We start from the raw sequence: 13435 nt of genomic DNA, 5'->3' as shown, positions 1-13435 counted from the left end.
GCGGCGAAGCGTTCGCTTCGCCGCCCGTCCGCGATATCCGCCTTTCAATAGAACCAAAGACAGAACGAAAGGGCAACAATGCCGGACAAAACCTCGCCGCTGTGGTGGCTCTTCGCAGCAATCAGCGCGGCTATCTTTCTCGCGTTGATGTTCCCGGGAATGATCAACCGTCGGCAGAAGGCTTTTGTGGCGTGCGGCCCGGTCGCGGGCTTCCTGGCGGCCATCGCTGGCGGTGCCGTCTACAACCTGCCCGTGCACAATGTGCTCGTCGGCTACTGCGCAGCACTTCTGGGGCTTTCTCTGGGTGTCGTGGGTCACTGGAAGGCGATGCGCACATTCCAGACGTGGAAGGCGGAGAATCCCGGCAAACCCGACGACGAAGGGCCGGGCGTCCCCTGGGCCCTGCAGATAGCCATCACGTTTCCCGTCTTCTTCGGCGCTGGCCTCTGGTACATCTTCAAGTACTGAGCCAGGATCCATCGCGCTAACCTCGCGCTTTCACGAGGTGGGTTGTCCGATGCTTGATCAAATAAACGGAGAGTGCTCCTGACCTGCAACGATGGGACTTGTCTAGGGTCCTGTTGGCTGCACGGAAAGAAGCACTCTCCAGGTGAGCAAGCGTATCGGGTTGTACCCGCGTGTCCGCGTCGAGGGCGGTGGCAGCGGGACGGTCTCGCAGGCCGGGGCGGTGCTGCTGGTCGAGACGGTCCGCAAGTGCGGCCTGGACACCGCGATATCGACGGCACTGGCGCCGTGGCGCAAGCCGCGGGCAGTGCACGACCCGGGCAAAGTTTTGCTGGATGTCGCGCTTGCGACGGCTCTGGGCGGGGACTGCCTCGCCGATGTCGCCATGTTGCGGGCCGAGCCCGACGTGTTCGGCCCGGTGGCATCCGATCCCACGGTCTCCCGGCTCATCGACGCCCTCGCCACAGCCGGGCCGAAGGCACTCACCGCAATCCGGTCGGCGCGGGCCAAAGTACGGTCGCAGGTCTGGGAACTGGCCGGGGTGAGAAGTCCGGCCGCCGACGGTCACCTGATCGTGGACATCGACGGCGTGCTCGTCCTTGCGCATTCCGTCGCGTTTGTTGACCACGGCCAGGCCGGTTCCGGAGAGCCGGTGGCCGCGCTGCTGCGGCCCGGCAACGCCGGCTCCAACACCGCGAGCGATCACATCGAAACAGCCCAACTCGCCCTTGCCCAACTCCCCAAGCACCTGCGGCGGGGCCGGAAGACGCTGATCCGCACCGACTCCGCCGGCGGGACCCATGCCTTCCTCGACTGGCTCTCCCGCCGGGGCCGGTGGCTGTCGTATTCCGTCGGAATGACCATCACCGACGCGATCCACCAGGCCGTCCTGAAGATTCCGAAGAAGGCATGGACACCGGCCTACGACGCCGGCGGCACCGAGCGGCCCGGCGCCTGGGTCGCAGAGATCACCGACATCCCTGACCTGAGCACGTGGCCCAAGGGCATGCGGCTAATCGTCCGCAAAGAACGACCGCACCCCGGCGCCCAGTTGCGATTCACCGACCTCGACGGACTACGGCTCACCTGTTTCGCGACCAACACCCAAGGCGGCCAGCTCGCCGACCTGGAACTACGTCACCGCCGCCGGACCCGCTGCGAGGACCGCATCCGAAACGCCCGCGACACCGGCCTGCGCAACCTGCCCCTGCACGACACCGCCCAGAACCGGATCTGGCTGGAGATCGTCCAGATCGCACTCGACCTCCTCGCCTGGATGCCGATGCTCGCCCTGACCGCAGAAACCCGCCGCTGGGAGCCCAAACGGCTTCGCCTGCGGCTGTTCTCCGCCGCCGCCCAACTGGTCACCACCGGCCGCCGCCGCTGGCTCCGCTTCACCGCCCGATAGCCCTGGACGGATGTGATCACCCGCGCGATCCAGCGACTCGCAGCCCTGCCGAACCCCAGCTGACCAGCAACTCCGACCGTCCCGACGAACCACAGCAACATCCCGGAGCCGTGGAACCCCGGCGCCCACCCGACGCGACAGCCGGGCCGCCAACCTGCCCCAGCCCACGAAATTCCGCACCTCGCAAACACAGAGCCCCCGTCAGCGAACCGACGAGGACTCATGAACGATCGAGGCTAGCTGGCACTGTCCGGACTCAGTCTGAATCGGCTGCTCCGGCGGTGCCGCGCCGTCCACGTGCACGGGCGCGGCCTGTCCGGCACGGCCAAGCCGCGCGGCGGGTGCGGTCCACCTCGGCCGCGTGCGAGGCGGAAGAGGTAGAGGCTGCTGGTTTGCCGACCTTTCTCCAGCATTCCTTGGAGGATCTGACGAGGTCGGTCGCAGAGATTCCAGACCCGGCGGAGCGCCGCGCCACCATCAAGCTCGGCCTGCCGACCGTGCGGTCGGACGCGCACGACAGCTGGTAGGTGCCTGGTCACAGCCTTCGACGCAAGGTCAGCGGCCCGTACGATGCGAAACGCCCCGCCCCCTGACAGTTCGAGTGTCAGGGGGCGGGGCGCTGCCGCCGGGTGGCTATCCGAGCCAGGTGATGGTGAGGACGGACAGGTGGCGCAGGGGTCTGTTCACCCAGTAGGTGAGGGACAGCTGGCCTACGGTCGCGTGGCGTACGTCCTCCCCTGCGGGGTCATGGGACGTTGAACTGCCGGAAGCCCCAGGGGTCGGCCGCGGCGGCGTCCAGGACGTCCCACACGGTGTCTTCTGCGTGTCGGGCAGGGTGGTGAGGACCTTGGCGGCCGGGGCGGAGAAGCGGACCGCGTACGGCTGTCCGGTCATCGGCGCCTGCCACGGAGCTCCGCCATGTCGATGAAGTCGCTGTCGTCGTACCCGGAGGCGATGAACGCGTCGACCGCCGGAGCGGAGGCGATGAGGCCCTGCCACTCCTGGATGACCGCGTAGCGCTGCGGGGGAGAACAACTTGCGGGACTCCTCAAGCGCGGTCGCCCACTGCTGCTCGAAGGCCGGCACCCACTGCGCGGCGCGCCTGTCGGCGCGCAGCTGGGCGAGGAGTTCGGCCGGCGCCCCGGGCGCGGGGGCGTACGGCGTGAAGGGGGCGTGGTAGGGCTGCGCGCTCATCTGGTCCTCCCGACGGGCCGTCACCTCACCGTACGCGCGCCGGATCGTTGTGGATGCGGTCATGGACAGATCCCTCCTACGGGGTGAGCGGCGATGAAGGTCCCCGGCAGTTGCGATGCCGGGGGAGACTGCGACGACCACCTCGCCCGCCGCCTGGCCCGCGACGGACAGCCACTCATCAGCTCAGAGATCCGCCACACCATCACCGAGCGTTCTCACGGACTGCCGCTCTACCTCGATCTGTCGGTGATGCGGTTCCTGGAGATCCGCCGAAGCGGCCGCGCCCCGCAACCGTCCGACTTCGACCACGACTTCCCCGCCCTGGTCGCCCGCACCCTCTCCGACCTCACCTCGGACGAGCGGCACGTCCTGCGCTCCGTGGCCCTTCTCGACGCCTTCGATCTGGACCTGGCCACCGCGGTCGTCGGACTCCCCCACCAGGCACCGGCCCTGCGCCTGACCGAACGGCCCTTCGTCCGCGAGAACGCCTTCGGGCTGTGGCCATACCACCTGCACGGCCTGATCCGTGCTACCGTCCGCAGCGCCGACGACCAGACCGACGACCGCTGGTCAGACGCGGACTGGCGCGCGGCCGCGACACGCGCCCTGCACGCCCTGGGCGACCAATGGCTCGCTGGCACCGACGGTGACCGGCTCCTGCTCACCAACTGCCTGCGCCAACGCCTGTCCCTCGCGCAGGACCACGCCCTTGATCTCGGATGGCTCGCCGACGCAGCCTTCGCCTACATCAGCGACTCCGTATGGGAACCGGTCGCCCCGCTCGCCGACAGCGGCCCCGCGCTCTCCACACCCGCAGACGCACTCACCGAGCTCCTCAGCGCCCTCACCCGCCGCCAGCGCGAGCACCGCTCCCGCACCGTCGCCCCGCTCACCACGGTCATCGACACCCGCCTGCTGCCCGGCGACCTGCACGAGATGGCCCTCTACTACCGGGCCAAGGCACCGCGCGACACCGGCCGCGCCCGCGAAGCCCGAGCCGACTACCAGCAGGTCGCCGACGGCAACGGCCGCCTCGTCCCCGGCGCCCGCCGGGGACTGGCCCACGCGGCCCGCCTGGCCGGCGACTTCCCCACCGCCTACACCCTCGCCCAGACCCTCGGCTGGGAAGGCCGCCACCACCGGGTCCTGGGCGACCTGTACTGGATCCAAGGCCAGCCGCAGCGCGCCGCTGAGGCCTACCTCGCAGGGCGGACCGAAGCCGAACAGCATGCCAAAGCCGGTGAAGCCGCCCACAACCAGGCCCTGTACGCCTTCACCGTCGCGTTCTACGACCCCGACCAGGCCGCTGCGGAATTCGACCTCGCCCACCAGCTCCTCACAGGCCTCGACTTGCGTGCCACCGCCATCAACGCCCGTCGCGCCGTCCTCATCCGCGACGCCGGCAACGACAGCGTCGACGCCGACATCGCCACCCTGCGCTCAGAAATCGGGATCGCCGGGCTCACCTCGCTGAAGCCCGCCATCGAATTGGCAGCAGCCCTTCCACCAGGCCGTCCTGGACGACCACACCGCGCTGGCGGTCACCCTCGCCCGGCTACGTGAACAGACGTCATCGCAGGTGCACGGCTACTTCGTCGACACACCCGATGGCGGACTCTGGTCACCGCCCGACGCCAACACCTGCACCCTGCCCCCTGACGCAGTGTGGCCCCGCCGAATCCGGCGGGGCCACACTCCTTCCAGCACACGCTCAGGACGTGAGATCCAGGACGCGGACCGGCTCACCGGCCCACCGGCCCGGCGCAGTGGTCGCGACGATCGCCCCGTCGGGACGGTCCGGGGTGGGCTGTGCCGCGTACCGGCTGTGGGCAGCCGCCCAGGTCTCCTGCCGCGCCACGGCCAGCGCCGCCGCAAGGTCCAGGTCCAGGACCGTGATGCCGGGCAGGGAAACCAGGTGCTCCGCCGTACCGGGCCGCGCGCGGTCAGCTTCGACGAGCGCGCACGCCGGCACATAGAGGAACCAGCCGGGCTCCGCGTGTGCGCGGTGGATGAGCCGGGAGGCCAGGACGTTGCCCTGCCCGGCCGCGGCCATCGCCGTGTCGTCCAGGACGATGTGCATGGCGTCGCTCACCGGCCGGTCACCTGCGCCAGGCGACGGTCCAGCTCGAGGTCCAGGTCGTCCTGCTCCGAGGGAGACGGCGCGTAGCCGCTCCACTCTTTCAGCGCCGCCAGGGCCTTCTCCGCTCGCTCGGCACGCTCAGCCGGCGTCAGCAGTGTCTCGGCCAGCCGTGCCAGATAGGCGCGCAACGACAGACCCTCCGCAGCCGCGATCGCGGCGAGCCGGTCCTTGGCTTCCTCGGGGATTCGGACATTGGCATCAGACATCATCGTGCTCCTTCCCATCCCCTCATGGTACGGGTACGGGTACGTACCCGTACCCATTCCGGCTCTGGCTTTTCGAGTCGGGCGTTCCCTTGTCCGGGAAGTGGCCGGTTCCGGGCCGCCGCGTCCGCCTTCTTCCGCGCCGCCGGCCCGCGCGGCACGATCGCCGCTCCCGGGCCGTCGTACCGACACTCGCACAGCGCCGCAACGACCGCAGGGTCCGGCACCCACTGAACAGTCCTCGCCGCAGGGGCTTCCGCCTCCAGCACGGTGTCCAGCAGCCACAGCGGCGACCCGGACAGTCGGTAATCCGGGGTGATCCAGATGCCCTTACCGACCCGGTCCGCGATTGACCGCTGTGACACCCCGAACAGCGCCTCGCACTCCTGCATGCCGACGATCGGCGGGAGCTCGTCCATGTTCCTCGCTCACCATCCTGGCGACTGCTGCTCCACCAGCTCGTTCAGGACCGACTCGATCGGCTCCTTCGGGCGCGCCCTGGCGGGGCCGAACTCCTTCACGTACGACAGCAACCAGTAAGGCGAGCCCGACACGATCACCGCATGCTCATACGTCAGCGCACCGCGGGTCACCCATTGCGACACCTGCGGACCTCGGACGCCGTACACCGCGGCAAAGTCCTGCACGCCGGCCAGGAACGGCCGTCTCTTCTCGGATGCGTCCATCGGGTTCCCACCTCTCCGGGCACTCCCGCGAGCTCCCTTCCGGCCCCATCGCAACGGGCTGCGCCCCGCACCCTGATACGAGTGCGGGGCACAGTGCTGCGCCGCCGTTGGGTGAGCCTGCGGCTTACTCGTTGGCCTTATCCAGGCGCCAGGCAACCATCCCAGTGGCCCCTGGCATCCCCTCGGTGTCAATCCTGACCTTGGCCGCTGACGCTGTGATGCGCAGGCGAAGTGGGACGCCGTCGCAGTTCACGGTCTCACGGACGGGGTTGTTCAGGGCTACAGACAGGGACATCTTGCCCTTCCCGGCGCAGGCGACCGCCAATTTGTACGAGCGCCCTCGTATCAGTTCCGGCTCGGTGTGGAGTCCGTCGCTGACACGTTCAAGTCCCGCCTCAACGAACAACGGACCTTGGTCGCCGACCTCCCCCATCCCAAGAACTTCCTCGACCTGCTTGCCGAGTCTTTCCTCAGCACCGGCCGATGTTTCGGAGGTGTGCGTCCGTTGCCCCGGACTGCTCTCCGGGGTGCTCGTCCCTGCTGACCCGCTGGAGTCGCTCGTGCATCCTGCGGCGAGAGCAACGGACAGCACGGAGACACAACAGAGGGCAAGCCTACGCCGCAAGGGGCGCGGTTGCGGCGTCATGAATTCGTCGACCAGTATCGCCAACCGGTCTCCCTGGTAGGAAGTTTCGCCGTGCCCGAGCCAATCTTCACTTTGCTGCAGCGGTCTGAACTAGTCTTGTACTTCACCCAATCCGCCTTGTAGCCCCACGATCCGTACTGCAGGTGGCCATACTTGTTTGCGGGTATGGAGTGCGTGTAGGTGTGACCCACGGTGACCCCCACTTCCGCAACTACCTTGACCTGCCACTCCGCCTTGACCGTGGCGACAATGGCAGAGGCTTCGAACCCCCCGGTGCCACTGGCCTCGACCGCGATCTTTCCTGCCTTCTCGACGCTGACCCTCATCGATCCACCCGGACCGTCCTTGAAGCTGGTGCCGTTCCACCAAGATGGAACGTGGTAGCTCTTCTTGCCGCTCACCTTGTACCAAGTCTTGACGGGGTTGTCGCAGCGCATGGGCCCGATATCCCCCTCGGCGCTTACCTCGGGCAGAGCGGACAACTCACGGTCGGCGGCAACCTCGGTGGCCGACTTGGAAGGACCTTCCACCACGCTGACAGCTGAGTCCTGCGAGGCAATTTGATCAGATGTAAGAGCTTCAGGCGATACGTCGAGTGGGGCCTCCACTGCGTAGGCCGCAGTAGCTAATCCCGCAGTGACGACGAAGGCCGTGGCCGGAATGAGAACATGCCGCATCATTGCTTTTCCCACGTGGTTTCCCCCTACGGTGACTCACAGTTGACTGGTCTAGTCAGCATGCAATCTATGTAACCTGCATGAATCCTGCGGTGCTTATCGGATTCCCTGAGGAAGACTTGAGGGTTACGAGCCGAGGTGCACACGTCATCAAGTGGTGAGGAGAAGGTCGATGCGAGAGACGTCGGCCAGCCTGGTGACGATCGCAGGGACGAAAGATGGGACCTCTCGCCTTGGCGATGCCGGAGTGGATCACCGCTGCAGGAGCGTCGGGTCCGGAACAGGCAGCTGGATGCCATGTGGCCCGCTTACTATCGGCACCATTCACCGACCGACCCAGGCTCCGGGTGCAGCTGAGCGCCACGAGATCGACGTGCTGGAGGTCCGCGACCCCTCCCCGGTCTTCGGGAAGTCGGAGGAGGCGCTGCCCGGCCGTCGCCTGGCCCTGTTGCAGACGGCGCTCCTGGAGCACGCGGCCGCGTACAACCTGCGCACCGTGATGACGTTCCACCAGAAGGTGCAGGAGGCCGCCGCGTTCGCGGAGAAGCTGCCGCAGACCGCTGCCGAGCTGTACGTCAACGACGCCTCGGACGACGACCTGGCGGCCGCGGACCGGCTGCCGAAGTCCTCGATCGACGCGGAGTTCTACGAGCTGGAGGCCGGCCGCCACGTCCCACCTGACCGGGTCTGGTCGGCGTGGCTGTGCGGCGACCACCTCGTCAGCGAGCGGAAGATCCGCCAGTTCGCCAACGGCATCGACGCCAACAACCGGCGGGTCCACCGCGCCTTCCTCGCATCCGTCCGCGTCCTCGGGGAAGGCGTGGACATCACCGGCGAGCGGGGCGTGGAAGCCATCTGCTTCGCCGACACCCGCGGCTCGCAGGTCGAGATCGTCCAGAACATCGGCCGGGCACTGCGGCTCAACAAGGACGGCAGCACGAAGATCGCGCGGATCATCGTGCCGGTGTTCCTCGAGCCAGGCGAGGACCCCACCGACATGGTCGCCAGCGCCAGCTTCCGCCCCCTTGTGGCCGTGCTCCAGGGCCTCCGCTCCCACGACGAACGACTGATCGAGCAGCTCGCGTCCCGTGCCCTGTCCCGGAGCAGCAGGGAGCCAGTGCATGTGAAGCGGGATGAGGACGGGCGGATCATCGGGGCCGAGGGTGAGGTCGTCGAGCTGGAGGACGGAACGCAGGCTGTGGTCGAGTCGGCGCTGCTGCACTTCTCGACCCCTCGTGATCCGGCGACGATCGCCGCGTTCCTACGGACCCGGGTGTTCCGGCCGGAGAGCTTGGTGTGGCTGGACGGCTACCAGGCACTACGACGGTGGCGTGAGGAGAACGAGATTGCGGGGCTGTTCGCCGTGCCGTACGAGACGCAGACCGAGGTTGGAGTCACCCGGTTCCCGCTGGGGCGGTGGGTCCACCAACAGCGACGTGCGCATACTGACGCAGTGTCACTCCATTTGCGACATGATCTCAAATACACCCACCTTCATCAACGGACAGTCCTGGGGATCAGAAATAGGTAAGGCTCTGTCAAACGCGATGGTCTACGGCACCACTCGGAGGATTCAGCCAAGTTCCAGAGGCCCGAAGATCGCGCTGCCCATGCCGGTGACGAGTGCCCAGTACCGGTCCCCATAGGACCAGTGCCACCATTCAGTCGGGTAGTTGACCATACCTACCGCGCTCAGAGCTTCACCCATCACCGCCCGATTTCGTCGGGCCTGCTCCGTAAGTCCAGGTGCATCGGTGTAGCAGGCTCCGTCGCTTTCCTCCGGCGTGGCCGCCTCCGGGCAGCCCATATCGACCTCGAACCCGTCCCTGGTGCACACCGTGAGATCGATAGCCGCGCCAGCTACATGCCCTGCTGTCTCCTGCGGGGCAACCCAGCGGGTGGCTGCTGTCGTGAGCTCTTCTTCTGTCGCACCTGGGTGCAGTTGTCGCAACGACGCCAGGTAGCCGTCGAAGATGCGTTGCTGCAGAGCCGGAGGTCGGTGCCCTTCCGTAAGAAGCCACTGCCAACCGTCGGGCAGTATCTCCTCCGCTCGTATGAGCCGTTCCGCCACGCTGGATCGCAAATGTGCCCAGTTGCCCGCTGCGTCAGAGCGCCGTTCGTCGACACGCAATGCGCCGCGGCAGTCCACCAAGGGATCGCCGCACTCCTCCACCGGGATGGTGGCGACTCTCGGATCCGACATCAAGACGATCTCTGCCATGCGCAGCTTCCTTCCAGATCGGGTTGGCCAGCGGAGAAATCGGAACGCGAACACCTCCGCCATGGGCGTGGCATGCAACTTCGAGCGCACCGTCACCACAGACGCATCACATGGGAAGTGAGAGGAGGTACACCTGTCCAGCCGGCCATTCCGCGCCCTCGACCAGAGGCGTCCACATAGCCCGCAGCGGCATACTGACCGGTTCGTCGGATTGCACGGCCAGCACGTGAGCGCCCAGAGCCTGCCATCCCAGCCGCTCATACAACGGAATCATGTCCGGCCAGCAGAACAGCAGCCCTAGTTCGATGCCAAGACCTCGGGCGTGCTCCACAGCCGCTGTCACAACCAGGCGTGCCAACCCCTGCCCTCTCAGCCCAGGTGCCACGATGACACCACCGAGGCCAGCTACCTGCAGACGGTGGGCACCGATTGAGACCGGCACCTGCACCAATCCCGCGTGTGCCACGAGACGGCCCTGTCTTCTGACACCGAAGTGCACCTCCTTGTCGAGCCATGCAAGGCCGGTCGCAGCCACTCCAAAGGGGTCGGCCGCACCGCCGGTGATCTCGTCACGTTCCACCCTGGTGAACCGCGGGAATCGTATGACTGAAGACGACATGGAGATCATCCTTGCAGTACATCCCTGCCTCTCGCAGCCAACACTGGTGCTTTAGACCGACCGGCAAATGGATCACTTGAGGCGGCGTGTGGTGGGACGCTGATCCCAGCGGTAGTGAGTGGTGGCGTGGCGGATCAGCATGCGGAGCGTGACGAGTGCTGCGGCCAGGTGGAGGTAGAACTCGACGACGGTGCTGCTCCTCTCGGTGCAGCGTCGTAGCTTGCCGTAGCTGTTCATCCACGAGTGCGTTCGTTCCACGACCCACCGCTTGCCGGCCTGGATCGGGGCGGGCACGCCCTTGCGGGCGATCTCACCAGTGAAGCCCAACTCCCATAGCAGAGCGCGGGATGTGTTGCTGTCATAGCCCCGGTCGAGGTTGACGTTCACGTCGTCCGGCAGTGGCCCGACCTGGTCCATGGCTGCGCGGAGAGTCGGTCCGAGCAGGGGCGAGTCGTGGCCGTTGGCTCCCGCACGACCAGGCCGAGCGGGACGCCGCGGGCATCAGTGGCGACCGAGCGTTTCAGGCCCTGCTTCCCGCGGTCCACCGGGGACCGGCCCGCACTCTGGCCGCCACACTGGGCCTTCGTGATGCAACCATCCACGGATATCTCGGACAGCTCCAGGCCGATCATCCGGTCGTACGCTTCCAGAGCGAGAACATGCACCGCTTCGGATACCCCCTGCTCAGCCCACTCTTTGACACGTCGACGGATGGTCCGGTCAGAGCATCCAGGGCTGGAGACCCGTTCGTAGCCCGAGCCGTGGACCAAAGCGAGCACCACGTGCTCGAACACAGTCCGGTCGGGGACACGACGGCGGTGGCAGCCAAGCGGGTGGCCCGCGGCGAATTCCTCCCGAACGGGCAGGAGCGCCACGAACTGGTTCCAGAGGGGTTCGAGCAGGCAAGATGGCAGTGCGGGCACGGCTGTCCTTCGTGATCACTGAGCGTAGAGAACTCCATGATCACGTGGGCCCGTGCCCGTTCTGATGCTCATCCCATCTCCCGGGCACCTGCTGCCGGACCGGCCTGAGTAAGAAGCTCAGTCACCCGTTAACCCGTCGGTCCGCTCTCGCAGGAAGTCGGCGTGACCGTTGTGGCGGGCGTACTCCTGGATCATCAACACGTAGACCCAGCGCAGGCTGAGGGAGACTCCGCGAGAGGACATGAAGGTCTCGTTGAGGTCGTGCCCGGCCGCCGCCGCGTCGCACGCTTTGACCTCGGTCTGGAACAATCCGAAGTCTCTCTCCGCATCGGCTGCGTGAACTCCGTCGAATCCCTCATTGCCATCTGACGGGCCGGTGAAGACATCGCCGATAGCTTCACCTGCGAAGCTTCGCCGGAACCACCATCGCTCTACCTCCGCCATGTGCCGGACCAAGCCAAGGAGGGTGAGGTGCGACCGTAGAGCCGTTCGGTGTACCGCTTCGTGCACTTGCTTGCCACCTGGTGCTACTTCCTCTGGACCCTCAAGATCCCAGTCTCCAGGTGTCCACGATCAAGGGGAAGCTTCACCCGGGCGGTGGCCCTCGCTACGACGAGTGCGCCTACGTCTTCCTTGGCACCGTGACAGCAGCAGCCGTAGTCATCTGGCTTCGGACCTGACGAACCGAGGCGCAGATCAGAGGCCACCCAGGCCGGTTGCTGTGACCCACACGGCATCGTGCTTCGCTCGCGGGAAAAGCCCAGATCTACTGGTCGTAGATCACGCTGAATACCCGGTTCGTCTCCCCGTACCTGGCCAACTGTTCGCGAAGGGCGGTCGCAGATTGAGGCGCTCGTCGTTCCAGCTCGGCCCAATGGACGAAGCGCAACAGCCTGGGCATCTCGACGAGGCCCGTGATCGCATCCCAGAATGCAGCCCAGTTCATGCCGTAGAACGGAGGGAAGCCAAGTTCCCGCCTCAGAGCGTCGTGAAGGTCGCGGTCACTGCCTACTGCCCCGACATCGATCACCACACTGTGCGGCATGTCTGACTGCGGCTCCCCACCGGGTCCCCAGAAGGACGCGAGCCACCAGCACAGGACTGATGAGGCGGCAGGCCAGGGGCGATGCGCATCGCTTCTCCAGTCCTCGAAGAAGTCAACGGCCGGGTCGATCGGACGCCAATGGGGATCAAGGCGCTCATGGTCTGCAGGCGGTCGCGCGAACCCTCGGCCGTGCTGGTCACAGGCACCATACGCTTGGAAGTTCCGCTGGGCCTCGACGAGTGAGACGCAGTTGGCGCCACCCGGCATGAACGGCCAGCGAAACTGCTGCGCGTCGTCTTCCCAGAAGCAGATTGAGCAGATGTCGAACGATCCGGGCCACCCATCCACGATGTCGAAAACGAGATGACCGCAGCAGGGGCAAGGCCGACGGGTATCCACCGAGGCAGTCTGACCTGGAAAGCCAGCCCACGGCGACCGGGTTTCGCGAGAAACGATCACCAGTCGCTCGGGAAATGATCGTAAATCGGACGAAACCCCTTCGATCTAGTGGACCGCCTCGGGTGGCGTCCAGGACCGGTATTCGCAGGGTTCAGACATCAACGGGCCGTGCGGGCTTTCTACGGCCCGTCAGTCGTGCACCGTCAGGGTGTGTCGCCGGACCAGTCCCAACGGTTGCGCTCACCGGGGCGCGGACCGTACCGGGCGCGGCCGCTGGGGCCGAACTGTCCGACCTCGGTCATCAGCGCGGCGCCGGTCTGGAACTCGTCCGCTGTCCAGCCGGTGATGTCGAGCAGCAGGCCGTCCAGCGGGCCTCCGACCAGTTCGGCGTAGTCCCGGCCCGGCACCGGGCCTGACCGGGGGTGGTCCTGTCCGTAGATCCGACCGCGCGGCAACTCTTCATCCCTGTCCATGCGTCCCAGCCTCCCAGGTGCCCACCCGACAAGTGCGTGGCTTGCCCAGGATTGTCTTGGGCTTGCCAGCGCCGTCGACGGGAGGCAGCGGCGGCGACAGGCTCAAAGTTGTGTTTTACAAGCCAAAATTTAACGATTCTGCCTTTTCAGGACATTTGATCATCCTTCAGGGTGCGCAGTGCGGCGCCCTTCCCTATGTTGAGAACTGAGCCTTTTCCATCTTGATCAGGTGGCGAGTTCAAGGGCGACGACGGCACGGACGGCGGCTGTGATCCGGGTGGTGCTGCAGCGGAGCTTCCGCAGGAGCCGCCAGGACTTGAGTATGGCCATGGCGCG

Annotated in this window: 13 protein-coding genes and 4 pseudogenes; 4 read left to right on the top strand and 13 right to left on the bottom strand. The window is 66.5% G+C overall.

Annotated elements, in window-relative coordinates; translation table 11 throughout:
* Window positions 1-78 precede the first annotated feature (78 nt).
* Complete coding sequence (locus ACFWSK_RS36375) at window positions 79-468, top strand: hypothetical protein (protein ID WP_383796072.1); 390 nt, start codon at window positions 79-81, stop codon at window positions 466-468.
* A 142-nt stretch (window positions 469-610) separates the two neighbouring features.
* Window positions 611-1936: pseudogene (locus ACFWSK_RS36370) on the top strand (IS1380 family transposase).
* Between the two features lie 570 nt (window positions 1937-2506).
* Here the strand turns inward: ACFWSK_RS36370 and ACFWSK_RS36365 are convergent.
* Both ACFWSK_RS36365 and ACFWSK_RS36360 read right to left on the bottom strand, forming a co-directional pair.
* The gene (locus ACFWSK_RS36365) at window positions 2507-2767 is read right to left on the bottom strand and encodes a hypothetical protein (protein WP_383796069.1); all 261 of its coding nucleotides are present in this window, start codon (window positions 2765-2767) and stop codon (window positions 2507-2509) included.
* Entirely contained in the window at window positions 2764-2925 is a 162-nt protein-coding gene (locus ACFWSK_RS36360; protein WP_383796066.1) for a hypothetical protein, read from the bottom strand. Before ACFWSK_RS36360 ends, ACFWSK_RS36365 begins: the two co-directional genes overlap by 4 nt.
* 235 nt (window positions 2926-3160) lie before the next feature.
* Here ACFWSK_RS36360 and ACFWSK_RS36355 point away from each other — a divergent pair, with 235 nt between their 5' ends.
* Complete coding sequence (locus ACFWSK_RS36355) at window positions 3161-4630, top strand: hypothetical protein (RefSeq protein ID WP_383796063.1); 1470 nt, start codon at window positions 3161-3163, stop codon at window positions 4628-4630.
* 148 nt (window positions 4631-4778) lie between these two features.
* Here ACFWSK_RS36355 and ACFWSK_RS36350 read toward each other — a convergent pair whose 3' ends face one another.
* The 4 genes from ACFWSK_RS36350 to ACFWSK_RS36335 form a co-directional block, all read right to left on the bottom strand.
* On the bottom strand, window positions 4779-5147 hold the full coding sequence (locus ACFWSK_RS36350) for a hypothetical protein (protein WP_319648863.1): 369 nt from the start codon (window positions 5145-5147) through the stop codon (window positions 4779-4781).
* A gap of 8 nt (window positions 5148-5155) precedes the next feature.
* Window positions 5156-5413: a hypothetical protein gene (locus ACFWSK_RS36345; protein ID WP_359623363.1), complete on the bottom strand. Its 258-nt coding sequence runs from the start codon at window positions 5411-5413 to the stop codon at window positions 5156-5158.
* Between the two features lie 425 nt (window positions 5414-5838).
* Window positions 5839-6096, bottom strand: coding sequence for a hypothetical protein (locus ACFWSK_RS36340; protein WP_383796060.1), 258 nt, complete (start codon window positions 6094-6096; stop codon window positions 5839-5841).
* A 642-nt stretch (window positions 6097-6738) separates the two neighbouring features.
* Window positions 6739-7434, bottom strand: coding sequence for a hypothetical protein (locus tag ACFWSK_RS36335; RefSeq protein WP_383796057.1), 696 nt, complete (start codon window positions 7432-7434; stop codon window positions 6739-6741).
* A 349-nt stretch (window positions 7435-7783) separates the two neighbouring features.
* Between ACFWSK_RS36335 and ACFWSK_RS36330 the strand changes: the two are divergent.
* Window positions 7784-8860 (top strand): annotated as a pseudogene (locus ACFWSK_RS36330) (Helicase associated domain protein); the annotation flags it as partial.
* 132 nt (window positions 8861-8992) lie between these two features.
* Here the strand turns inward: ACFWSK_RS36330 and ACFWSK_RS36325 are convergent.
* The 7 genes and pseudogenes from ACFWSK_RS36325 to ACFWSK_RS36295 all read right to left on the bottom strand — a co-directional run.
* Window positions 8993-9640 (bottom strand): M15 family metallopeptidase, encoded by a 648-nt coding sequence (locus ACFWSK_RS36325; RefSeq protein WP_383796054.1) that lies wholly within the window; start codon window positions 9638-9640, stop codon window positions 8993-8995.
* 106 nt (window positions 9641-9746) lie between these two features.
* Complete coding sequence (locus tag ACFWSK_RS36320) at window positions 9747-10259, bottom strand: GNAT family N-acetyltransferase (RefSeq protein WP_383796052.1); 513 nt, start codon at window positions 10257-10259, stop codon at window positions 9747-9749.
* Between the two features lie 72 nt (window positions 10260-10331).
* Window positions 10332-11182 (bottom strand): annotated as a pseudogene (locus ACFWSK_RS36315) (IS5 family transposase).
* A 117-nt stretch (window positions 11183-11299) separates the two neighbouring features.
* Window positions 11300-11692 (bottom strand): DUF664 domain-containing protein, encoded by a 393-nt coding sequence (locus tag ACFWSK_RS36310; protein ID WP_383796050.1) that lies wholly within the window; start codon window positions 11690-11692, stop codon window positions 11300-11302.
* A 256-nt stretch (window positions 11693-11948) separates the two neighbouring features.
* Window positions 11949-12626, bottom strand: coding sequence for a CPCC family cysteine-rich protein (locus ACFWSK_RS36305; protein WP_383796047.1), 678 nt, complete (start codon window positions 12624-12626; stop codon window positions 11949-11951).
* Between the two features lie 203 nt (window positions 12627-12829).
* A complete protein-coding gene (locus ACFWSK_RS36300) occupies window positions 12830-13099 on the bottom strand; it encodes a hypothetical protein (protein WP_383796044.1) in 270 nt (89 codons plus the stop codon).
* 225 nt (window positions 13100-13324) lie between these two features.
* Window positions 13325-13435 (bottom strand): annotated as a pseudogene (locus tag ACFWSK_RS36295) (IS5/IS1182 family transposase); the annotation flags it as partial.

It is taken from the genome of Streptomyces sp. NPDC058620 (assembly GCF_042717135.1).
Taxonomy (GTDB): Bacteria; Actinomycetota; Actinomycetes; order Streptomycetales; family Streptomycetaceae; genus Streptomyces.
Note: the sequence above shows the minus strand (reverse complement) of the source record. Positions and strands in the feature narration are given on the sequence as shown.

What these genes read in the sequence shown, in the direction of transcription:
- ACFWSK_RS36350 (WP_319648863.1), bottom strand. Translation starts at nt 5,147, where the DNA reads ATGCACATCGTCCTGGACGACACGGCGATGGCCGCGGCCGGGCAGGGC.
- ACFWSK_RS36365 (WP_383796069.1), bottom strand. Translation starts at nt 2,767, where the DNA reads ATGACCGGACAGCCGTACGCGGTCCGCTTCTCCGCCCCGGCCGCCAAG.
- ACFWSK_RS36325 (WP_383796054.1), bottom strand. Translation starts at nt 9,640, where the DNA reads ATGGCAGAGATCGTCTTGATGTCGGATCCGAGAGTCGCCACCATCCCG.
- ACFWSK_RS36300 (WP_383796044.1), bottom strand. Translation starts at nt 13,099, where the DNA reads ATGGACAGGGATGAAGAGTTGCCGCGCGGTCGGATCTACGGACAGGAC.
- ACFWSK_RS36375 (WP_383796072.1), top strand. Translation starts at nt 79, where the DNA reads ATGCCGGACAAAACCTCGCCGCTGTGGTGGCTCTTCGCAGCAATCAGC.
- ACFWSK_RS36320 (WP_383796052.1), bottom strand. Translation starts at nt 10,259, where the DNA reads ATGTCGTCTTCAGTCATACGATTCCCGCGGTTCACCAGGGTGGAACGT.
- ACFWSK_RS36345 (WP_359623363.1), bottom strand. Translation starts at nt 5,413, where the DNA reads ATGTCTGATGCCAATGTCCGAATCCCCGAGGAAGCCAAGGACCGGCTC.
- ACFWSK_RS36355 (WP_383796063.1), top strand. Translation starts at nt 3,161, where the DNA reads ATGAAGGTCCCCGGCAGTTGCGATGCCGGGGGAGACTGCGACGACCAC.
- ACFWSK_RS36340 (WP_383796060.1), bottom strand. Translation starts at nt 6,096, where the DNA reads ATGGACGCATCCGAGAAGAGACGGCCGTTCCTGGCCGGCGTGCAGGAC.